A 19,605-nucleotide genomic window follows, 5' to 3' on the forward strand; every position below is an offset into this window, starting at 1 on the left:
GGACGCAAGGGCTCAGCCCTTGCCCTTGGTGCGGGTCAGGTTCGGCCCGCCGTTCTTCTCCAGGTGTTCGATGATCATCCCGGCCACGTCCTTGCCGGTGGTGACCTCGATGCCTTCCAGGCCCGGCGAGGAGTTGACCTCCATCACCAGCGGGCCGTGATTGGAGCGCAGGATATCCACGCCGGCCACGCTCAGGCCCATGACCTTGGCAGCGCGGATGGCGGTCATGCGCTCTTCCGGGGTGACCTTGATCAGGCTGGCGGTGCCGCCCCGGTGCAGGTTGGAGCGGAACTCGCCGGGCTTGGCCTGGCGCTTCATCGAGGCGATCACCTTGTCGCCCACCACAAAGCAGCGAATGTCGGCGCCACCGGCCTCCTTGATGTACTCCTGCACCATGATGTTCTGCTTCAGGCCCATGAAGGCCTCGATCACCGACTCGGCCGCCTTGGTGGTTTCGCACAGCACCACGCCGATGCCCTGGGTGCCCTCGAGCACCTTGATCACCAGGGGGGCGCCGTTGACCATCTGGATCAGGTCGGGGATGTCGTCGGGCGAATGGGCAAAGCCGGTGACTGGCAGGCCGATGCCACGGCGCGACAGCAGTTGCAGCGAGCGCAGCTTGTCCCGCGAGCGGGCGATGGCCACCGATTCGTTGAGCGGGAACACGCCCATCATCTCGAACTGGCGCAGCACCGCGCAGCCATAGAACGTCACTGACGCGCCGATGCGCGGGATGACGGCGTCGAACCCTTCCAGCGGCTTGCCGCGATAGTGGATCTGCGGCTTGTGGCTGGCGATGTTCATGTAGGCGCGCAGGGTATCGATCACAACCATTTCATGGCCTCGTTGCGTACCGGCTTCGACCAGACGACGAGTGGAATACAGACGCGGGTTCCGCGACAGCACAGCGATCTTCATGCAACACCTGTGGAGGGGGTAATGGTGGCCGGAGAGGCCGGCTTGTCCTGTACGTATTTGAGGCCCGGGTTGACCACCAGCTGGCCGTGTACCAGGGCCTTGGAGCCGAGCAGCAGGCGATAGCGCATGGCCTTGCGGCAGGCCAGGGTGAACTCCACTTCCCACACCCGGTCGCCGAGCGCCAGGGGCGTGCGGATCACGTAGCGGGTCTGGGCATGGCCATTGGAGCTCTTGATGGTCTTCATCGTCACCAGCGGCGCTTCGCAGCGCCGGTGACGCAGTTGTACCACCGAACCCAGGTGCGCGTTGAAGCGGACCCAGGTTTCACCATCGCGTTCGAAGGTTTCCACTTCGGTGGCGTGCAGGCTGGAGGTGCTGGCGCCGGTGTCGATCTTGGCGCGCAGGCCTGCCACGCCGAGGTCGGGCAAGGCCACCCACTCGCGCAGGCCGATCACGCTCAAATGGTCAAATGTCTTCAAGATGCACAACCTGGGTAAAAGTCGGTGAACTGTAAGCACGCCGCGTATTTTTTGCATCCGCCAGTTACGGTAGTACAGTTCCATGAAACAAATGAATCGGGGAAATGCCATGGCACAAAAGCCGGAAGAGGACGACAAGGTTCGCCTGGACAAATGGTTGTGGGCGGCGCGCTTCTACAAGACCCGCGCCCTGGCCAAGGCGGCGATCGAGAGCGGCAAGGTGCATTGTCGGGGCGAGCGTTGCAAGCCGGGCAAGGAGCCGCGGGTGGGTGACGAGTTCGTGCTGCGTACCGGTTTCGACGAACGTACCGTGGTGGTTACCGCGCTGTCGGTGGTGCGCCGCGGCGCACCCGAGGCACAGGCGCTGTACGAGGAGACTGCACAGAGCCTGGCACGCCGCGAGCAGGCCGCGGCGCTGCGCAAGGCCGGCGCCCTTGGGGTAAGCACCGACGGGCGGCCCACCAAGAAGCAGCGCCGCCAGCTACATCAGTTGCACGACAGCGCCGGTTAGCCCCGCGCGCCGATCACGCTCAGGCGGCCGAGCAGCGGCAGCCGTGCCAGCCAACCGAACAAGGGCGCGGTGACACGCACCAGGCCGGCGCTGGTCCGGGCAGCAAACGGCGTATAGTAACTCCAGCCCAGCGCCAGGATGGCCATGCCCAGGCCGCCGATATAGTCGTCCTGGCCCCAGTGGGCACCCGCCACCAGGCGTGGCAGCATGAACAGCACCGCCAGTGCCCAGATCAGCACATGCTGCATCAGGCGGCGGCTGAACAGGCTCATGAACAGTGCCCACAGCAGCAGCACCGAGGCGTGGTCGCCGGGGAAGCTCTGGCTGGAACGGTCCTTGAGCTCCCAGCGCGCTTCGAGCGCCGGGTAGTAGTCGCTGAGCATGATGGCGTCACTGAACACCATCGACGGGCTATGGTGCTGCCAGCCCATCAGGCGTACCAGCTTGGAGAAAAGGGCGCGGATCACCACCAGCACCAGCAGGGTCACCAGGAAGCCGAAAAACGCCCGGCGCACCTCGACGGCCTTGAATACCCAGTCGCCGCGAATCAGCAGCATCAGCATGATGAGCCCGACCACGATGTCGAACGGGCGCAGGCTGCCCAGGGTCCAGATGCTGCGCCACAGGGTATTGTCGGCCAGTGGGCGATTGAGGGCGTGGAACAGCCATTCGTCGAGCGCCATGCAAAGGGCCTGGCCAACGGGCCATAACCAGAAACACAGTAGTGCAACGGGAATCAACGTAGCCAGACACAGGGGGCCCCAAGCCCACCTGGCTTGGAACAGGGGTGGATTGTCCATAAACTACCTCTTTTACAGCGCTATCGTTCGCACCATTCTGGTGCTCTAAACGGGGCTTTATAGGCCCTTGAAATTATTTTGTCATCTTTCAGAAAGCCAGAAACCATGTCCGATTTGCCAGATACCGACTTCACCCAACGCTTCATCTTCGACGAGCGCGACGTACGCGGCGAACTGGTTTCGCTCGAGCGCAGCTACGCCGAAGTCCTGGCCAAGCACCCCTACCCGCAGCCGGTGGCGCAACTGCTCGGTGAGCTGATGGCCGCGGCGGCGCTGCTGGTGGGGGCGCTCAAGTTCGACGGCCTGCTGATCCTGCAGGCACGCTCCGAAGGGCCGATCCCGCTGCTGATGATCGAGTGCTCCAGCGAGCGCGACATCCGTGGCCTGGCGCGCTACCACGCCGAGCAGATCGCCCCCGATGCCACCCTGGGCGACCTGATGCCCGATGGCCAGCTGGCGCTGACCATCGACCCGGCGCAGGGCCAGCGCTACCAGGGCATTGTCGACCTGGATGGCGAGAACCTCTCCGAGTGCTTCACCAACTACTTCGTGATGTCCCAGCAGGTGGGCACGCGCTTCTGGCTCAACGCCGATGGCCAGCGCGCCCGCGGCCTGCTGCTGCAGCAGTTGCCGGCCGACCGCCAGAAGGACGAGGACGACCGCGAAGACAGCTGGAAGCACGTCACGGCCCTGGCCAATACGCTGAAGGCCGAAGAGCAACTGGGCCTGGACAACGAGACCGTGCTGCACCGTCTGTACCACGAAGATGCCGTGCGCCTGTTCGATATCCAGCCGCTGCAGTTCCGCTGCAGCTGCTCGCGTGAGCGCTCGGGCAACGCGCTGGTCAGCCTCGGCCAGGACGATGCCCTGGCCCTGGCGGCCGAGCATGGCGGGGCGATCGAAATCGACTGCCAGTTCTGCAACCAGCGCTACCTGTTCGATGAAACCGAAATCGCACAATTGTTCGCCGGCGGGGGTGTTGACGCACCGTCAGATACTCGTCACTAAAACGTTTAAGCTCAGGTAAATCTCCTGTCGAACGCCGGAAACACGCCGTTCTGACAGGAGGGCCCTACTTTTTTTGGGCGTTTCTGGCATAATCCCGCCACTTTTTTTCGCTGTAGTAGTTTTAAAAGCTCTACTACAAAACGTTCGGAGCACTCGGCCGCAGGCCGGATGGGGAATCTCATGACGCAAGCCAACAACACCGTGTACACCGACCTGAGCGTCGATGAACTGGTAAAAGAAGCGCTGAACCGCGGTGAAGGCGAGCTGGCCGATACGGGCGCGCTGGTCGTGAAAACTGGTCACCGCACCGGTCGTTCGCCGGTCGACCGTTTCATCGTCGACGAGCCGTCCACCTCGTCTGCCATCGCCTGGGGCCCGATCAACCGCAAGTTCCCGGCCGACAAGTTCGATGCCCTGTGGGACCGCGTCGAGGCGTTCAACAACGCCCAGGATCATTTCGTTTCCCACGTGCACGTAGGTGCGGCCGCCGAGCACTACCTGCCGGTACGCATGACCACCCAGACTGCCTGGCAGAACCTGTTCGGCCGTTGCCTGTTCATCAACCCGGCGCAGTACAACCCGGCCGGTCGTGATGAGTGGCAAGTGCTCAATGTCGCCAACTTCGAATGCGTGCCCGAGCGTGACGGCACCAACTCCGACGGTTGCGTGATCCTCAACTTCGCCCAGAAGAAGGTACTGATCGCTGGCATGCGTTACGCCGGCGAGATGAAGAAAGCCATGTTCTCGGTGCAGAATTTCCTGCTGCCGGCTGCCGACGTGCTGCCGATGCACTGCGCCGCCAACATCGGCGAAGCAGGCGACGTGACCCTGTTCTTCGGCCTGTCGGGCACCGGCAAGACCACCCTGTCGGCCGACGAAAGCCGTTACCTGATCGGTGACGACGAGCACGGCTGGGGCGAGGGCGTGGTGTTCAACATCGAAGGCGGTTGCTATGCCAAGTGCATCGACCTGTCGGAGAAGAACGAGCCGGTCATCTGGAAAGCCATCAAGCATGGTGCCGTGCTGGAAAACGTCGTCATCGACGACGCCAAGCACGCTGACTACTCCGATGTCAGCCTGACCCAGAACAGCCGTGCGGCCTACCCGCTCGAGCACGTTGCCAAGCGTTCCGAGAAGAACCTGGGTGGCGAGCCCAACGCAGTGATCTTCCTGACCTGCGACCTGACCGGCGTACTGCCACCGGTATCGATCCTCAGCGAAGAGCAGGCGGCCTACCACTTCCTGTCCGGTTACACCGCGCTGGTGGGCTCCACCGAAATGGGTTCGGGCAGCGGCATCAAGTCGACCTTCTCCACCTGCTTCGGCGCGCCGTTCTTCCCGCGTCCGGCTGGCGAATACGCTGAACTGCTGATCAAGCGTATCCGTGGTTTCGGTTCCAAGGTGTACCTGGTCAACACCGGCTGGACCGGTGGTGGCTACGGTGTGGGCAAGCGCTTCAACATCCCGACCACCCGTGCGGTGATCGCGGCCATCCAGAGCGGCGCACTGGTCGGTGCTGAAACCGAGCACCTGGACATCATCAACCTGGACGTGCCGAAACTGGTACCGGGTGTTGAAACCGTACTGCTCAACCCGCGCAACACCTGGGCTGACAGCGCTGCCTACGACGAAGCGGCCAAGGGCCTGGCTTCGCTGTTCATCGAGAACTTCAAGAAGTTCGACGTTTCCGACGCCATCAAGGCAGCGGGTCCGCAACTGTAAGTTGCTGCTCGCCAGCTGAGAAAAAGCCGCCCGAATGGGCGGCTTTTTCGTTTGGGCTGTGATTCAGGCCAATGCGGCCAGAACATGTTCCGGGTCATTGTGAATCGCACGCAGCAGTGCCCGTGCTGGCCCTTCTGGAGCACGGCGTCCTTGCTCCCAATTGCGCAACGTACCCAGCGGTACATCGATACACTGCGCAAATCTTTCCTGGGTAAGCCCGGTTGCCTCGCGTATGGCCCTGACCTGCATGGCGTCTACCTTGAACTCGCGTGAAGGTTTGCGCTCCCCCCGATCGATTTCAGACATCTCGGTCATGCTGTCAACGAGACGACCGAAAAGATTCCTGTCCATCATTTCCACCCTTGGTTGAGGCTTCGAAGTACGGCTTTCTGTTTTTTAGTCAATGTGTCGTGGATGCCTTTGCGGTAGATAAGCAGCAAACGGATCTGGCTGGCTGACACGGCGTAGTAATAGATCACTCGAACCCCGCCGCTTTTTCCTTTGCCTTTTGCTGCCCATCGAATTTTTCGCAGCCCGCCGGTATCTTCGATCAGGTCACCTGCTTCAGGGTGCTCGGCAAGATACACCTGAAGCGACAGGTACTCGTGATCATCGAGATGGCTTGAAACGTCGCTGGTAAATACGCTTGTTTCGATGAAGAGCATGCCAACCTTTGTACGCCATTGGCGTAGTTAGAGTCTATGCCTTGCGCAGTAGCGGCGCAACCGCATGGATGTTTCGAGTAGGCGCCCATGCTATTCAGCCCTGCTACGGTTTACTGTCACCGTGCTTCTGAATTCGTTGTGGGATGCTTCCCGCCCCCTTCACTGCATACAGGTCATTCATGTCTGCCACACCCGAACGCCACCACTACCCCCACGTCCACCCCCTGCCGACCCGCTGGCAGGACAACGACGTCAACGGCCACATCGCCAGCGCCACGGTCTACGCCTTCTTCGACAGCGCCGTGCAGGCCTACCTGATCGAGCATGCCGGGCTCGACCCGCAGGACGGCGAGGTGGTGGGGTTCGTGGTCAGTTCGGGGTGCGACTTCTTTGCCTCGGCCGCCTTCCCCGAATGCCTGGAAGTCGGCCTGCGCGCGGTGCGGGTGGCCGGCAGTTCGGTGGAGTACCAACTGGCCCTGTTCAAGGTCGGTGAAGCTCAGCCCTGCGCCGCCGGGCGCATGGTGCAGGTGTTCGTCGAGCGTGCCACCGGCCAGCCCGCCAGCTTGCCGACGGCCCTGCAAGGCGCCCTGGTAGCCCTGCAAGGCTGAAACCCGGCGCGGTCAGTCGTTGATGCGGATGATGCCTTCGCGCACCGCGAACAGCACCAGGCCCGGTATGTCGTGTATCTGCAGGCGGTGCATGATCTGCGAGCGGTGCGCCTCCACCGTCTTCACGCTCAGGCCCAGGCCATCGGCAATCGAGCGGGTCGACTCGCCTCGTGCAATCAGGCGCAGGATCTCCAGCTGGCGGGTGGTCAGTTGCATGGTGCTGCTGCCGGCATGGCGCTTGCGGCTGTGCTTGACCGCCTGCCCGATCACCAGCGGCAACACCGCCGACGACAGGTACTGGCCGCCGTTCTTCAACGCCTGCAACGCCAGCTCCAGTTCCAGCACGGTGGCGGTCTTGAGCAGAAAGCCGTGGGCACCCTGCTGCAGGCACTTCATCACGAACTCCAGCTCCGAGCGCGCCGACAGCATCAGCACCATGCTTGCCGGCACGCGCAGGCACAGCTCGCGCAGGATCTCTTCGCTCTCCAGCGCATCCAGCGCCATGTCCAGCATGATGATGTCCGGCTTGAGCTGTTCGGCGAGCTCGACGGCGCTCACGCCGTCACCGGTTTCACCCACCACTGCGTAATCTTGTTTTTGTTCGAGCAGCGCGCGCAGCCCCGCTCTGAACAGGGGCGACTCGTCTGCAAGGAGTATTCGGCAAAGCATAGGTAGGCCTGTGTCGCAAGGTAAGGGGCGGTGTATGGCTCAGCTGGCACGTGGGTTGTCGCTGAACTGGGCGATCAGCGCCGGCAACCGTGTCAGCGGTTCCACCGCCTGGGCCGCACCCAGCCGTATGGCTTCCTTGGGCATGCCGAACACGATGCAACTGGCCTCGTCCTGTGCCACGGTGGCGGCGCCTTGCTCACGCATGCTCAGCAGGCCTCGGGCACCGTCATCGCCCATCCCGGTCATGATGATGCCAAGGGCATTGCCCCCGGCATGCCGGGCGGCGGAGCGAAACAGGACATCGACCGAGGGTTTGTGCCGATTGACGGCGGGACCGTCGAGCACCTCCACCAGGTAGTGCGCACCACTGCGTTTGAGCTGCATGTGCAGGCCCCCCGGGGCCAGCAGTGCCAGGCCGCTGTGGACACGGTCCAGATGCCTGGCCTCGCGCACCTCGATCTGACAGAGGCTGTTCAGGCGCCTGGCGAAGTCGGCAGTGAACCTGGCCGGCATGTGCTGCACGATCACGATGCCCGGGCAATCGCGCGGCAGCTGACGCAGGATGAATTCCAGCGCCTGGGTGCCGCCGGTCGAGCAGCCAAGTGTAACGATTCGCTCGGTGGTTTTGCTTGGGGTTGCAGGCAGTGCACTGGTTTTTTCTTTCGCCTGCGACAGAGGTAACAATACCGGGCGGGTGCGGGCTGCTTCCTCGATGCTGCGAATCAGCCCGCTGGCGAGGTTCTCCAGGCTCTGGCGCAAGCCCAGCCGGGCCTTGGTGAACACGCCGACCGCCCCGGCGGCCAGGGCCTGGAGATTGAGGTCGGTGCCGGCTTCGGTGAGGGTCGAGCAGATGATGGTCGGCGTGGGGCGCTCGGCCATGATCTGGCGCAGAAAGGTCAGGCCGTCCATGCGCGGCATCTCGATGTCCAGCACCAGCACATCGGGCCAGTCCCGGCGCATCTTCTCGATGGCATACAGCGGGTCGGCGGCCATGCCGATCACGCGGATGCGCGGGTGGTCGTTCAGGCACTGGTTGAGCACCTGGCGCACCAGCGCCGAGTCGTCGACGATGAACACCCGCACCGGCGCCGCCGCACGCTCGGTCATACGCGCTCGAACACCGAGGGGTGCACCAGCCTGAGCGGCAGCTCGAAGCCGTGGATGCTTTCGGCGTGCCCGATGAACAGCAGCCCGCCGGGGCGCAGCTGGTTGACCAGGCGCTGCACGATCAGCTGTTTCTGCGGGGTGTCGAAGTAGATCAGGATGTTGCGCAGGAATATCACGTCGAACGGCCCCAGGCCCTCGGGCAGCGGCTGCACCAGGTTGATCTCGCGCAGGCTCACCCGCGCCCGCAGGTGCGCCTGCACGCGCAGGCGCCCGTGCATGTCGCCGACCCCGCACAGGCAGTGGCGCTGCATCCAGCCATCGGGAAAGTAGCGCGCCTGGGCGATGTCGTAGATGCCTTGCTCGGCCAGCGCCAGCATGCTCTGGCTGAGGTCGCTGGCCAGGATCGACCAGTCGCTGCCGGTGGCGTGCTCGGCCACGGTCATGGCCAGGCTGTAGGGTTCCTCGCCCGACGAGCAGGCCGCGCTCCACAGCCGCAGCGGCCCCTTGCGCCGGCCCAGCCACTGGCCAAGGAATTCGAAGTGCGGGAACTCGCGAAAGAAGTAGGTCTCGTTGGTGGTCAGCAGGTCGATCACCAGGCGCCGCTCGCGGCTGTGGGTCGGGCGCTCGATCAGGTGCAGGTAGTCGCGGTAGTTGTCCAGGTGGTAGTGACGCAGGCGTTTCATCAGGCGCCCGGCCACCAGCGAGCGCTTGTTGCTGGCCAGGTGGATGCCCGAGGCGCTGCTCATCAGCGTCTGCAGGCGGCTGAACTCCTGTTCGCCCAGCACCGGCAGTTTGAAGGTCGAGGGCATTCAGGAGCCCTTCGCGGCCTGGCTGAGGTAGCGGATATCTTCCAGCGACAGCACCTGGGGCATGTTCAGGATGATCAAAAAGCCCTGCTCCTGCTGGGCCATGCCGGCAATGAAGTCGGCACGGATGCCGGTGCCGAACGGTGGCGCCGGCACCACCCCGTGCGGGTCGATGTCGAGTACCGCGTCCACCGCATCCACAACCAGGCCGATGCGCTGCACACCGTCCTCGAGGGGCAGGGCGATGATCACGATGCAGGTGCGCTTGCCGGCCTCGGTCAGTTCCATGCCGAAGCGTGCTGCCAGGTCCAGTACCGGCACCACGTTGCCGCGCAGGTTGAGCACGCCGTGAATGTAGGCGGGCATCATCGGCACGCGGGTGATCTCGGCGTACTCGATGATCTCGCGCACCAGTTCGATGGGCAGTGCATAGCCGGCCTCGCGCACGCGAAAGGTCAGGTGCTGGACACTGGTGGGCAGGTGCGGCGCGGGCGCCGCAGACTCTAGGGTGTGCATGGGGACGCCTCGGTCAAGTGAAGCTGACGAACTGGCCTTCATCGATCAGCGCCTTGTGGGTGGGCTTGTAGGCGCCGACTTGCGGTTCGCCCACCCGGGGCAGGGCACGCGCAGTGCTGCCGGCCTCGAAGCGGAAGAAGCCGATCAGCTCCTGCAACTGGCCGGCCTGGGCGTTCATCTCTTCGGCGGTGGCGGCCAGCTCTTCGGAAGCCGAGGCGTTCTGCTGGGTGATCTGGTTCATCTGGCCCATGGCGATGTTGATCTGCCCGGCGGCGCTGCTCTGCTCCTGCGAGGCGGCGGTGATTTCCTGCACCAGGTCCGAGGTCTTCTGGATGTTGGGCACGATCTCGCTGAGCAGGCTGCCGGCCTGTTCGGCCAGTTGCACGCTGCTGGAGGCCACCTGGCCGATTTCCTGCGCTGCCACCTGGCTGCGTTCGGCCAGCTTGCGCACCTCGGCGGCCACCACGGCAAAGCCCTTGCCGTGATCGCCGGCACGGGCGGCCTCGATGGCGGCGTTGAGCGCCAGCAGGTTGGTCTGGTAGGCAATGTCGTCGATGATGCCGATCTTCTCGGCGATCTGCTTCATCGCCAGCACCGTGTCGCCCACTGCGCCGCCGCCCTGCACCGCGTCGTTGGCCGCCTTGCCGGCGATGCCGTCGGTGACCTTGGCGCTTTCGGTGTTCTGCGCGATCGAGGCCGACATCTGCTCGACCGAAGCGCTGGTCTGCTCGACGCTGGCGGCTTGCTCGTTGGCCGCCTGGCTCAGCGATTGCGAGGTCGAACTGACCTGTTCGGAGGCCGACGACAGCGCATCGGCGGCGCTGCGCACATCGCCCAGGATGCTGCGCAGGCGCAGGGTCATGTTCTGCATCGAGCCCAGCAACTGCCCGGTCTCGTCCTTGTGGGTCACTACCAGGTCCTGGCTCAGATCGCCGGCGGCCATGCGGTCGGCGGCCTGCACTGCGCCTGCCAGCGGCCGGGTGATGCTGCGGGTGACCAGCACGCCGATCAGCATGCCGATCAGGGTTGCCGCGGCGACCAGGGCGATCATCTGCACCCGCGAGCGTTCGTAGATGACGCTGATCTCGGCATTCGCCTCGCCGGCGCGCGCCTGCTTGGCAGCGCTGGCCTCACCCAGCAACTGGTCGACCACGTTGGCCGCCGCGACGTTCTGCGGCATCAGCGCCAGCGCTTCAGAAGCAATCTGCAGGTCGCCCGACTGCTGGTGCACCCCCAGCAACTGGTTGGCCACGCTGATGTAGGCCTGCAGCGGCGCGTCGATTCTTTCCACCTGGGCGCGGCCTTCCTTGGTGATGAAGTGCTCGCGCGCCTTGATCAGCAGTTCGCGGGTCTTTTCCATCGCCGCGCGGGCGGTGGCGGCCGACTGGTCGCGCTCCTGGGCGGTGGTGGAGAGCAGGCTCTGGCGCACGGCGCGGTTGGCCATCAGCAGTTGGATGTTGGCTTGCTGCAAGGTGCTCAGGCCGGCAACGTCCAGCTCGTACATGCGGTCCGACAGGCCGTTGACCTGCTCCAGGTTGCGCAGGCCGATGACTCCGATGAGCGCGGTCAGCGCCACCACCAGCAGAAAGCCCAGGGTCAGGCGCACGCCTATCTTCATATTGCTGATCAACTGCATGTCTATTCTCCGGAAGGGCTTGGCAACAGGTGCGGCGTCTCGCCTTCGGCGCGTTGCTGCGACTGGCGGAACAGGCTGGGGATATCGAGTATCAGCGCCACCTGGCCAGAGCCGAGGATGGTCGAGCCGCTGATGCCACTGAGGTGTTGGAACAGTTGCCCCAAGGGCTTGATCACGGTCTGCAGTTCGCCGTGCAACTGGTCGACGATCAGCCCGGCATGCTGCCGGCCCTGGCTGACCACCACGATGTTGCGGCGCACGCAGGCGCTGCGCGGCAGGCCGAAATGCGGTTGCAGGTCGATGCACGGCAGCGGCCGCCCGCGCAGGTTCAGGTGGCCCTGCTCGGCCTGGTTGGCGGGGGCCTCCATGCATTCGGTGACCATGTCCAGCGGGATCACGAAGTGCTCCTCGCCCACGCTCACCAGAAACCCGTCGATGATCGCCAGGGTCAGCGGCAGGCGGATGCGGAAGGTGCAGCCATGGCCGGCCCTGGAGTCGATCTCGATGACCCCGCGCAACTGGTCGATGGCGCTGCGCACCACGTCCATGCCCACCCCGCGTCCGGACAGGTTGGACACCTGCTCGGCGGTGGAAAAACCCGCTTCGAAGATCAGCAGGTGGATGTCCTGTTCGCTCATCGGCGAATCGCTGTCGAGCATGCCGCGGGCGATGGCCTTCTCGCGGATCTTCGCGGTGTTCAGGCCGCGCCCGTCATCCTGGATCTCGAGCACGATCATGCCCGAGTCGTGGTAGGCGTTCAGGCGCAGCTGACCCTGCTCGGGCTTGCCGGCGGCGCGGCGCTCGGCAGGGGCCTCGATGCCGTGGTCGATGGCGTTGCGCACCAGGTGCACCAGCGGGTCGGCGATGCGGTCGATCAGGGTCTTGTCCAGCTCGGTGTCGCCGCCGCTGATGGTCAGCGCAATCTGCTTGTCCAGCGCCTGACTCACATCGCGCACCACGCGGTGGAAGCGGTTGAAGGTCTCGCCCACTTCGACCATGCGCAGTTTCAGCGCCCGCTCGCGGATCTGCTCCACATGTTGCTGCACCGCCTGCACGCTTTCGATGCAGGCGGCGTGGGCACTGCGCAGGGCCTGCATCTGGGCGCCGGCGGTGGCGATGACCAGCTCGCCGACCAGGTTGATCAGCTCGTCGAGCTTTTGCGCAGCCACCTTGACCTGGCTGCTGGAGGCAGTGCGCGGCTCGCCGGCGGGCATCGATGGCAAGGGTGTGGCGGTTGCAGGCGCCAACGTTTGCGCCGGTGCGCGGGGTTCGGCCGGCAAGGCGGTATCGGTCGGCTCCTGGGCCTGCAGGCGCAGGGTGCAGAAGTCCTGCACCAGGGCGAACACGTCTTCGAGCTGTTCGCGGCTGGCGTCGCTGTGCAGGCTCACTTCGAAGCCCAGGTAGCAGGCCTCCGGGTCGAGGCTGTCGAGCTCCGGCACGGCCCAGGTGAGGGTCTGCAGGCTGAGGATGTCGCCCAGCCGCGCCAGGTAGCGGATGAACGCCGCCGGGTCGAAGCCGTTGCTCAGCAGCTCGCTGGCAAAGCGGATCGACAGGTGCCAGGTACGCAAGCGGGGCGCACCGTGCGGGGCTGCCAGCGGGTTGTCCACAGACGCGGGCAGCTCGCCCTGATGCGCCTGCAATGCCGCCAGCAGGGCGGCCTGGCGTGGCGTGTGCGCTGGCATGCTGACCTGCTGCGGGTCGATGCTGTCGAGCATCACCCCCAGTTCGTCCATGCACTGCAGCATCAACGAGGTGAGCGGAGCGTCCAGCACCCGCGCACCGTCGCGTACCCCCATCAGCAGGTTTTCCAGCTGGTGCGCCAGCGCCACCAGTGGGTCGAGGGAGAAGATCCCCGCCGAGCCCTTCAGCGTGTGCACGGCGCGAAACAGCGCGTTGATCGCCGCGTCGTCATCGGGGCGGGTTTCCAGGCGCAGCAGGCTGTCTTCGGCTTCCTTGAGCAGGTCGCGGGCCTCTTCGAGAAAGCCCTGCAGCAGCTGGCTCCATTGCTCGGCGTCGAACATGCTCACTCCTCGCACGGCACGGGGGTACCGGCCGGGCACAATGCGGGCAGGCGCAGCAGCTCCAGCAACGCCCGGGCGTTGCCCGGCAGGGCGATCACCTCGGCGTCGTGGCCATTTGCGCAGAGGGTCTTGTGCAGGCTCAGCAGCAGTTGCACGCCGGCACTGTCGAGCTCGCCCAGGCCGCCCAGGTCCAGTTGCCAGGGCACTGGCTGAGCGGGCAACAGGGCCAGCAGCTGCTCGCGTGCGGCGCGCACCTCATAGATGGTCAGGTCGCCGTCCAGGCGTAGCCGTGCGGGGGTGTCGGCGGTGGCTGCGGCGAGTGTGAACATGCGCGTCAGCCAATCAGCTTTTCGACAGCCGCCAGCAACTGCTGGGGCTGGAACGGCTTGACGATCCAGGCCCGCGCTCCGGCGGCCTGGCCCTCGGCCTTCTTGGCCTGCTCGCTTTCGGTGGTGAGCATCATGATCGGGGTGAAGCGGTATTCGTTGCGCGCCTTGAGCGCCTTGACCAGGCCGATGCCGTCCAGGTTGGGCATGTTCACGTCGCTGATCACCAGGTTGATCTTCTGCCCGGTGAGCTTGTTAAGCGCGTCGCGCCCGTCACAGGCTTCGATCACCTGGTGGCCGGCGCTGGCCAGGCTGATTTTCACGAGTTGGCGCATCGAGGCGGAGTCGTCCACGATCAGGATGGTCTTGGCCATGTTCAGGGCTTCCGGAGTTAGAAAAAGGTCACGTCGCTGCTGGATGCCGACTGGCTGTGGCCAGCCCGTTCCTCGCTGGTGGTGAAGCGCTGGCGCAATTGCTGCAGCCAGCCTTGCGGGTCGTGCAGGCGCGGGTCGTCGTGGGCCAGGGCATCGAGCAGTTGCAGCAGGTCGGCCTGCAGGTGGTCGAGCATCTGGTCGGCGCGATCCTGGAACTGCAGGCTGACCATGATCGCGTGGATATCTGCCTGGGTGGCGCGGGCATCCTGTTGCAGCGCCCGCGAGGCGCCGTCGAGGGCGTCGAGGTTGCCGCCCAGGTCGCTGATCACCTCGTCGAGCACCTGCTCCAGCTCGCGCAGGTTGGCCTGCTCTTCGCTGCCCAGCGCGGTGGCGGCATCGATGCTGGACTGGATCGACTGGTTGATCTCGCCCACCTTGGCGTCCATCGACTGGCCGGTCTCGGCCGACAGGCTGGAAAGCTTGCGCACCTCGTCGGCGACCACCGAGAAGCCGCGGCCGAACTCGCCGGCGCGGGCAGCCTCGATGGCGGCATTGAGCGCCAGCAGGTTGGTCTGGCTGGCAACTTCCTGCACGCGCTTGGCCATCTGCTGGAGCTGGCCGGCGTAGCTGCCCAGATGATTGATGGTGGTCAGAAATTCATGCTGGCGCTGGCTGCTGGCGGCGAAGCTTTCGGTGACCCGGCGCAGACGCTGGTTGGCCTCGCGCAGGTTCTCGCCCACGCCGCCATTGGCCAGCACGTTGTCGGCGTCGTTGAGGCTGTGTTCCAGGCGTTGGTTGATGGCGCCGAAGCGTTCGAGCAACTGGCTGATGTTGTCGCCCAGCAGGGTTCGGCTCTGTTGGAGGCTGTCGATCCAGCTGGGCGCCACCACCGGCAGCAGGGTGTGCAGTGGCGGCTGTTCGAGCACGATGGGCGCGTCGCTGACCGCAGCCACCTGTGCCACGGGGCGCGGGCGCAGCAAGGTGCTGGCAAGCAGTACCAGCGACAGCCCGGCCAGGCCCAGGGGCAGCAGGTCGAGCAGCAGGCCGCAGGCGCCGAGAGCCGTGCCGATCCATATTCCCAGGTACATCCGCATTCCGTGCGCCCACTGCGTCGCTTAAGGTGGGGCGGATCATAGCGATTGCTATTTGACGTCAAAATCGGGACGCCCCTTAAGCCGACCCGTCAGTCACAAAACAGCCGACGCAAACAGGCCCCTGCCGATGTTGATCGGACAGTCAATATAAAAGGCTGGAAAGCTGGCCGAACAACAGGCTCGAAGGTTTTCGCGCAGGGGGCGGGGCGGGGAAAGGCTTAGGTGAATGGCTTAAGCCAATGGCGTGATGGCACATGGCTTGATTGCTACGTTTGCGGGTACAACTGCGGCGCTGCCGGCGCGGGGCCGGCAGCGTCGATGGAATTCAGCGGTGACGCCAGCGTTTGTCGTGCTTGCGATGGCCGTAGTGGTGGCCGCGATCGCGGTAGTGGCGGCGGTCATCGTAGCCGCGGCCGCGATTGTTGTAGCGGCGGTCTTCGTCGTCGCTCTTGTTGCCCATGTAGTTGCCTAGTGCACCGCCCGCACCGCCGCCGGCTGCGGCGCCGATCAGGCTGCCGGTGTTGCCGCCCACGCTGCGGCCCACCACGTTGCCGCCGGCCGCACCCAGTGCGCCACCGATGGCCGCCTCGCCGCGGCTGCGCTTGTCGGCACCTACCGCGCTACCGGCTGCACCGCCCAGGCCGGCGCCGATGGCCGAACCGGTGCTGCCACCGATCGACTGGCCAACCACCGAACCCAATACCCCGCCCAATGCGCCGCCGATACCGGCTTCGGTGGAGCCACCTGCCGAGGCAACGCCACTGAGCAGGCCGAGAGACAACAGCAGAATCGAGGAGTACTTCATAAGGGAGCCTCAAAGGGATGACGAGGCGATCCTGAGGCTCTGCAACACGCGCTGGCAACGCAAATCCGACGATTGGCACGACGTGTATACAATTTTATAAGTTACTGTTTTTACAGTGAAACTTAATGCGTTTTTGCGGGTCTGAGCTTACTTGGGACGAAGGCCCTGGCAGTGATGCCAGGGCCTTTTTCTTGCCCGCAGTTATGCGCTGAACGAACTGGCCTCTTCGCTGGCAAGCCAGCTCCCACAGCGTTCTGCATGCGCCGCAAGACCCTGTGGGAGCCGGCGTTGCCGGCGAAGGGGCCTAGATGATCCTGGCCGTGGCGCTGGCCGCCTCGATCCTGATCGCCACGAACTTCGACGTCGGCGTATGGCTGCCATCGCCCACGCTTTCCAGCGGCACCAGCGGGTTCACCTCGGGGTAGTAGGCTGCCGCCTGCCCCGCCGGAATGTCGAATGCCAGCAAGGTGAAGCCCTTGACCCGGCGCTCGCGGCCATCGCCCCACAACGACACGATATCGGCCTTGTCACCGGGGTTGAAACCCAGCCGGATGATATCCGCCTCGTTGGCGAACAGCACGTCGCGCTGCCCCTTGACCCCACGGTAACGGTCATCCAACCCGTAGATGGTGGTGTTGTACTGATCGTGGGAACGCATCGACTGCATGATCAGGTCCGGCACCTGGCCGCTGGCGCGCACGCTCTCGTGCAGCAGGTCGTCGGGCAACGCATTGGCCTTGAAGTTGGCCCGCCCGCTGGATGTCTTCCACTGGCGCTGGCCGGCGCTGTTGCCCAGGTAGAAGCCACCGGGGTGCTGCAGGCGCTGGTTGAACCCCTCGAACCCTGGAATGGTGTCGGCGATCAGTTCGCGAATGCGCCCATAGTCGGCCACCAGCCAGTGCCAGTCCACCGGTTTGCTGCCCAGGGTGGCGGCAGCGATTCCGGCGATCACCGCCGGTTCCGAGCGCATCTGGCGCGACAGCGGTTTGAGCTGGCCGTTGGAGGCATGCACCATGCTGAACGAGTCTTCCACCGTCACTGCCTGCGGGCCTTCGCCCTGCAGGTCGATATCGGTGCGTCCCAGGCACGGCAGAATCAGCGCCTGCTGCCCGTGGATCAGGTGGCTGCGGTTGAGCTTGGTGCTGATCTGCACCGTCAGCTCGCAGTTGCGCAGCGCCTGTGCAGTGCGCTCGGTGTCGGGGGTGGCCTGGGCGAAGTTGCCGCCCAGCCCGATGAACACCCGCGCCTTGCCATCGAGCATGGCGCGAATCGCCTCCACCGTGTTGTGGCCGTTGTGGCGCGGCACGGCAAAGCCGAAGCGGCGCTCCAGTGCATCCAGCAGCGCCACCGGCGGGCGTTCGTTGATGCCCATGGTACGGTCGCCCTGCACGTTGCTGTGGCCGCGCACGGGGCATAGCCCGGCCCCTGGCACCCCAAGGTTGCCGCGCAGCAGCATCAGGTTGGCGATTTCCTGGATGGTCGGCACCGAGTGACGGTGCTGGGTGATGCCCATGGCCCAGCACATGATGACTTTTTCGGCCCGCGCATACATGCGTGCGGCCTGCTCGATATCGGCCAGGCCCAGGCCCGACTGTTGCACGATCTTCTCCCAGCTGCTGGCCTCGACCACTTCAAGGTAGGCCTCCACGGCCGCAGTGTGCTCGGCGATGAAGGCATGGTCGAACACCGCTGGCGCACCTGTTGCCTGCGCCTCGCGCTCCCACTGCAGGAGGAACTTGGCCATGCCGCGCAGCAGCGCCATGTCGCCGCCCAGGGCGGGGCGAAAATAGGCGGTGTTGGTCGGACGATCACCGTTGGTGAGCATCTCCAGCGGGTGCTGCGGGTGCTGGAAGCGCTCCAGGCCGCGCTCCTTGAGCGGGTTCACGCACACCACCTGGGCACCGCGCTTGACCGCCTCGCGCAGCGGTTCAAGCATGCGCGGGTGGTTGGTGCCGGGGTTCTGGCCCCACACGAAGATCGCATCGGCGTGCTCGAAATCGTCGAAGGTCACCGTACCCTTGCCGACCCCGACGCTCTGGCCCAGGGCCACGCCGCTGGCCTCGTGGCACATGTTCGAGCAGTCCGGGAAGTTGTTGGTGCCGTAGGCGCGCACGAACAGCTGGTAGAGGTAGGCCGCCTCGTTGCTGGCCCGGCCCGAGGTATAGAACTCCGCCTGGTCGGGGCTGGTAAGGCCGTTGAGGTGGCGCGCGATCAGGGCGAAGGCGTTGTCCCAGCTGATTGGCTGGTAACGGTCGTTGGAGGGGTTGTACACCATCGGCTCGGTGAGCCGGCCCTGGTACTCCAGCCAGTAGTCGCTCTGGCCCAGCAGCGAGGTGACGCTGTGGCGGGCGAAGAAGGCCGCATCGACCCGGCGCTTGGTGGCCTCCCAGTTGACCGCCTTGGCGCCGTTCTCGCAGAACTTGACCATGCCGCTTTCCGGCGAGTCGCCCCAGGCGCAGCCCGGGCAGTCGAAGCCGCCGTTCTGGTTGGTCTTGAGCAGGGCGCGGATGTTCTTCAGCGCGTTGTCGCTGCCGATCCAGGCCTGCGCCACACTGCGCAGCGCGCCCCAGCCGCCGGCGGCGCCGTGGTAGGGCTTGTAGCGGGGGACCGGCTTCTGGTCGGCTTGATGATGCAGGCTCACGGGCGACTCTCCTGCGCCGGGCTGTAGACCCTTGGCGCACTGTGGTGCGGCAGGTGGATAAGGTTGAGCTGGTGGCGGCGCGCCCATTGCAGCGCCAGGCCGGTGGGCGCAGACAGGCTCACCAGGGTCTGGATGCCGGCGCGCAGCACCTTCTGGATCAGCTCCAGGCTGCAGCGGCTGGTGACTACCGCCAGGCCGCCGTCGAGGGCGATGTGCTGACGCACCAGGGCGCCGATCAGTTTGTCCAGGGCGTTGTGCCGGCCGATGTCTTCGCGGCCCAGCAGCAGTTCGCCCTGATCGTTCATGAACAGTGCCGCGTGCACCGCGCCGCAGTGCTGGCCCAGTGGCTGGAAGGCGCTGATGCGCTGGCGCAGGCCGTCCAGCCAGTGCGGCGGCGGCAGGGGCGCGCCGGGTAGCACCTGCAGATCGGGCAGCGCCTGCTCCACCGCCTCGACGCCACACAGGCCGCAGCCGCTGGTGCCGGCCAGTTGGCGGCGCTGGTTCTTGAGGTTCCAGAAGGCGCGGCTGGCTATCTGCACCTCGGCATGGATGGCCGAGCCGCTGGCCGTGAAGCTCACGTCATAGATGTCGTCGGGGGAGGCGATGATGCCGCTGCCGATGCTGAAACCGACGATGAAGTCGTGCAGATCGGTAGGGCTCACCAGCATCACCGCCTGGCTGATGCCGTTGTAGGCGATCGCCAGGGCCACCTCTTCGGCGAGGTCGGCGCCACCCTGGCTGTTGTCGTCAAGCTGGCGGTAGTCGTAGCGGTTGCTGGCAGCGGGCGCGGCCAGGGGCGTGGACGCCCCGCAGGCCGGGGGTTTGATGGTCATCGGCAGGTACCGGCAGGCAGGTCAGCCTTAAGCCTAGGCCTGCACTCGGGTATCGTCTAATCGCTA

At 65.2% G+C, this 19,605-nt stretch carries 21 protein-coding genes; 4 read left to right on the top strand and 17 right to left on the bottom strand.

What is annotated here, in order from left to right; genetic code table 11:
* Window positions 1-12: 12 nt before the first annotated feature.
* Window positions 13-918 carry a 30S ribosomal protein S6--L-glutamate ligase gene (gene rimK, locus NP552_RS07235; RefSeq protein ID WP_043861622.1) on the bottom strand — a complete coding sequence of 302 codons (906 nt, stop codon included), beginning with the start codon at window positions 916-918 and terminating at the stop codon, window positions 13-15.
* On the bottom strand, window positions 915-1,397 hold the full coding sequence (gene rimB / locus NP552_RS07240; protein ID WP_054915912.1) for a retropepsin-like aspartic endopeptidase RimB: 483 nt from the start codon (window positions 1,395-1,397) through the stop codon (window positions 915-917). The genes rimK and rimB overlap by 4 nt, the downstream gene beginning before the upstream one ends.
* 109 nt (window positions 1,398-1,506) lie before the next feature.
* Between rimB and NP552_RS07245 the strand changes: the two genes are divergently transcribed.
* Window positions 1,507-1,908 carry an RNA-binding S4 domain-containing protein gene (locus NP552_RS07245; RefSeq protein ID WP_043861624.1) on the top strand — a complete coding sequence of 134 codons (402 nt, stop codon included), beginning with the start codon at window positions 1,507-1,509 and terminating at the stop codon, window positions 1,906-1,908.
* On the opposite strand, the gene NP552_RS07250 is transcribed toward NP552_RS07245, so the two are convergent.
* On the bottom strand, window positions 1,905-2,708 hold the full coding sequence (locus tag NP552_RS07250; protein ID WP_043861625.1) for a phosphatase PAP2 family protein: 804 nt from the start codon (window positions 2,706-2,708) through the stop codon (window positions 1,905-1,907). The genes NP552_RS07245 and NP552_RS07250 overlap by 4 nt on opposite strands.
* A gap of 105 nt (window positions 2,709-2,813) precedes the next feature.
* Here NP552_RS07250 and hslO point away from each other — a divergent pair, with 105 nt between their 5' ends.
* The gene (gene hslO, locus NP552_RS07255) at window positions 2,814-3,716 is read left to right on the top strand and encodes an Hsp33 family molecular chaperone HslO (RefSeq protein ID WP_043861626.1); all 903 of its coding nucleotides are present in this window, start codon (window positions 2,814-2,816) and stop codon (window positions 3,714-3,716) included.
* Window positions 3,717-3,896: 180 nt separating this feature from the next.
* Window positions 3,897-5,438: a phosphoenolpyruvate carboxykinase gene (locus tag NP552_RS07260; protein WP_043861627.1), complete on the top strand. Its 1,542-nt coding sequence runs from the start codon at window positions 3,897-3,899 to the stop codon at window positions 5,436-5,438.
* A 63-nt stretch (window positions 5,439-5,501) separates the two neighbouring features.
* On the opposite strand, the gene NP552_RS07265 is transcribed toward NP552_RS07260, so the two are convergent.
* Window positions 5,502-5,789 carry a helix-turn-helix domain-containing protein gene (locus NP552_RS07265; protein ID WP_274096601.1) on the bottom strand — a complete coding sequence of 96 codons (288 nt, stop codon included), beginning with the start codon at window positions 5,787-5,789 and terminating at the stop codon, window positions 5,502-5,504.
* Window positions 5,789-6,103, bottom strand: coding sequence for a hypothetical protein (locus NP552_RS07270; RefSeq protein ID WP_043861628.1), 315 nt, complete (start codon window positions 6,101-6,103; stop codon window positions 5,789-5,791). Before NP552_RS07270 ends, NP552_RS07265 begins: the two co-directional genes overlap by 1 nt.
* Window positions 6,104-6,282: 179 nt before the next feature.
* On the opposite strand from NP552_RS07270, the gene NP552_RS07275 reads away from it, so the two are divergent.
* The gene (locus NP552_RS07275) at window positions 6,283-6,711 is read left to right on the top strand and encodes an acyl-CoA thioesterase (RefSeq protein WP_043861629.1); all 429 of its coding nucleotides are present in this window, start codon (window positions 6,283-6,285) and stop codon (window positions 6,709-6,711) included.
* Between the two features lie 12 nt (window positions 6,712-6,723).
* Here the strand turns inward: NP552_RS07275 and NP552_RS07280 are convergent, their stop codons facing one another.
* The 12 genes from NP552_RS07280 to fdhD all read right to left on the bottom strand — a co-directional run bounded on the left by NP552_RS07280 (window position 6,724) and on the right by fdhD (window position 19,539).
* Window positions 6,724-7,380 (bottom strand): response regulator, encoded by a 657-nt coding sequence (locus NP552_RS07280; protein ID WP_043861630.1) that lies wholly within the window; start codon window positions 7,378-7,380, stop codon window positions 6,724-6,726.
* 39 nt (window positions 7,381-7,419) lie between these two features.
* Window positions 7,420-8,487 carry a protein-glutamate methylesterase/protein-glutamine glutaminase gene (locus NP552_RS07285; RefSeq protein WP_054915916.1) on the bottom strand — a complete coding sequence of 356 codons (1,068 nt, stop codon included), beginning with the start codon at window positions 8,485-8,487 and terminating at the stop codon, window positions 7,420-7,422.
* A complete protein-coding gene (locus tag NP552_RS07290; protein WP_088514116.1) occupies window positions 8,484-9,296 on the bottom strand; it encodes a CheR family methyltransferase in 813 nt (270 codons plus the stop codon). The genes NP552_RS07285 and NP552_RS07290 overlap by 4 nt, the downstream gene beginning before the upstream one ends.
* Entirely contained in the window at window positions 9,297-9,809 is a 513-nt protein-coding gene (locus NP552_RS07295) for a chemotaxis protein CheW (protein WP_043861633.1), read from the bottom strand.
* 13 nt (window positions 9,810-9,822) lie between these two features.
* Window positions 9,823-11,445 (bottom strand): methyl-accepting chemotaxis protein, encoded by a 1,623-nt coding sequence (locus NP552_RS07300; protein WP_043861634.1) that lies wholly within the window; start codon window positions 11,443-11,445, stop codon window positions 9,823-9,825.
* A 2-nt stretch (window positions 11,446-11,447) separates the two neighbouring features.
* On the bottom strand, window positions 11,448-13,466 hold the full coding sequence (locus tag NP552_RS07305) for a chemotaxis protein CheA (protein WP_043861635.1): 2,019 nt from the start codon (window positions 13,464-13,466) through the stop codon (window positions 11,448-11,450).
* A 2-nt stretch (window positions 13,467-13,468) separates the two neighbouring features.
* Window positions 13,469-13,795: an STAS domain-containing protein gene (locus NP552_RS07310; protein ID WP_088514118.1), complete on the bottom strand. Its 327-nt coding sequence runs from the start codon at window positions 13,793-13,795 to the stop codon at window positions 13,469-13,471.
* A 5-nt stretch (window positions 13,796-13,800) separates the two neighbouring features.
* Entirely contained in the window at window positions 13,801-14,166 is a 366-nt protein-coding gene (locus tag NP552_RS07315; protein WP_043861637.1) for a response regulator, read from the bottom strand.
* Between the two features lie 17 nt (window positions 14,167-14,183).
* Window positions 14,184-15,260 (bottom strand): methyl-accepting chemotaxis protein, encoded by a 1,077-nt coding sequence (locus NP552_RS07320; protein WP_043861638.1) that lies wholly within the window; start codon window positions 15,258-15,260, stop codon window positions 14,184-14,186.
* 325 nt (window positions 15,261-15,585) lie between these two features.
* Window positions 15,586-16,065 (bottom strand): glycine zipper domain-containing protein, encoded by a 480-nt coding sequence (locus tag NP552_RS07325; protein ID WP_043861639.1) that lies wholly within the window; start codon window positions 16,063-16,065, stop codon window positions 15,586-15,588.
* A 304-nt stretch (window positions 16,066-16,369) separates the two neighbouring features.
* Window positions 16,370-18,706 carry an FdhF/YdeP family oxidoreductase gene (locus tag NP552_RS07330; protein WP_274096602.1) on the bottom strand — a complete coding sequence of 779 codons (2,337 nt, stop codon included), beginning with the start codon at window positions 18,704-18,706 and terminating at the stop codon, window positions 16,370-16,372.
* A complete protein-coding gene (gene fdhD, locus NP552_RS07335) occupies window positions 18,703-19,539 on the bottom strand; it encodes a formate dehydrogenase accessory sulfurtransferase FdhD (protein ID WP_054915920.1) in 837 nt (278 codons plus the stop codon). The genes NP552_RS07330 and fdhD overlap by 4 nt, the downstream gene beginning before the upstream one ends.
* Between the last annotated feature and the right edge of the window lie 66 nt (window positions 19,540-19,605).

The organism is Pseudomonas sp. 8209 (assembly GCF_028682105.1).
GTDB lineage: Bacteria > Pseudomonadota > Gammaproteobacteria > Pseudomonadales > Pseudomonadaceae > Aquipseudomonas > Aquipseudomonas palmensis.

Excerpts from the sequence above, each read along its gene's own strand:
- NP552_RS07280 (WP_043861630.1), bottom strand. The coding sequence starts at position 7,380 with ATGCTTTGCCGAATACTCCTTGCAGACGAGTCGCCCCTGTTCAGAGCG.
- NP552_RS07295 (WP_043861633.1), bottom strand. The coding sequence starts at position 9,809 with ATGCACACCCTAGAGTCTGCGGCGCCCGCGCCGCACCTGCCCACCAGT.
- NP552_RS07300 (WP_043861634.1), bottom strand. The coding sequence starts at position 11,445 with ATGCAGTTGATCAGCAATATGAAGATAGGCGTGCGCCTGACCCTGGGC.
- NP552_RS07320 (WP_043861638.1), bottom strand. The coding sequence starts at position 15,260 with ATGCGGATGTACCTGGGAATATGGATCGGCACGGCTCTCGGCGCCTGC.
- fdhD (WP_054915920.1), bottom strand. The coding sequence starts at position 19,539 with ATGACCATCAAACCCCCGGCCTGCGGGGCGTCCACGCCCCTGGCCGCG.
- NP552_RS07250 (WP_043861625.1), bottom strand. The coding sequence starts at position 2,708 with ATGGACAATCCACCCCTGTTCCAAGCCAGGTGGGCTTGGGGCCCCCTG.
- NP552_RS07285 (WP_054915916.1), bottom strand. The coding sequence starts at position 8,487 with ATGACCGAGCGTGCGGCGGCGCCGGTGCGGGTGTTCATCGTCGACGAC.
- hslO (WP_043861626.1), top strand. The coding sequence starts at position 2,814 with ATGTCCGATTTGCCAGATACCGACTTCACCCAACGCTTCATCTTCGAC.
- NP552_RS07270 (WP_043861628.1), bottom strand. The coding sequence starts at position 6,103 with ATGCTCTTCATCGAAACAAGCGTATTTACCAGCGACGTTTCAAGCCAT.
- NP552_RS07290 (WP_088514116.1), bottom strand. The coding sequence starts at position 9,296 with ATGCCCTCGACCTTCAAACTGCCGGTGCTGGGCGAACAGGAGTTCAGC.
- NP552_RS07245 (WP_043861624.1), top strand. The coding sequence starts at position 1,507 with ATGGCACAAAAGCCGGAAGAGGACGACAAGGTTCGCCTGGACAAATGG.
- NP552_RS07315 (WP_043861637.1), bottom strand. The coding sequence starts at position 14,166 with ATGGCCAAGACCATCCTGATCGTGGACGACTCCGCCTCGATGCGCCAA.
- NP552_RS07325 (WP_043861639.1), bottom strand. The coding sequence starts at position 16,065 with ATGAAGTACTCCTCGATTCTGCTGTTGTCTCTCGGCCTGCTCAGTGGC.
- NP552_RS07260 (WP_043861627.1), top strand. The coding sequence starts at position 3,897 with ATGACGCAAGCCAACAACACCGTGTACACCGACCTGAGCGTCGATGAA.
- NP552_RS07310 (WP_088514118.1), bottom strand. The coding sequence starts at position 13,795 with ATGTTCACACTCGCCGCAGCCACCGCCGACACCCCCGCACGGCTACGC.
- NP552_RS07275 (WP_043861629.1), top strand. The coding sequence starts at position 6,283 with ATGTCTGCCACACCCGAACGCCACCACTACCCCCACGTCCACCCCCTG.
- NP552_RS07305 (WP_043861635.1), bottom strand. The coding sequence starts at position 13,466 with ATGTTCGACGCCGAGCAATGGAGCCAGCTGCTGCAGGGCTTTCTCGAA.
- NP552_RS07265 (WP_274096601.1), bottom strand. The coding sequence starts at position 5,789 with ATGGACAGGAATCTTTTCGGTCGTCTCGTTGACAGCATGACCGAGATG.
- rimK (WP_043861622.1), bottom strand. The coding sequence starts at position 918 with ATGAAGATCGCTGTGCTGTCGCGGAACCCGCGTCTGTATTCCACTCGT.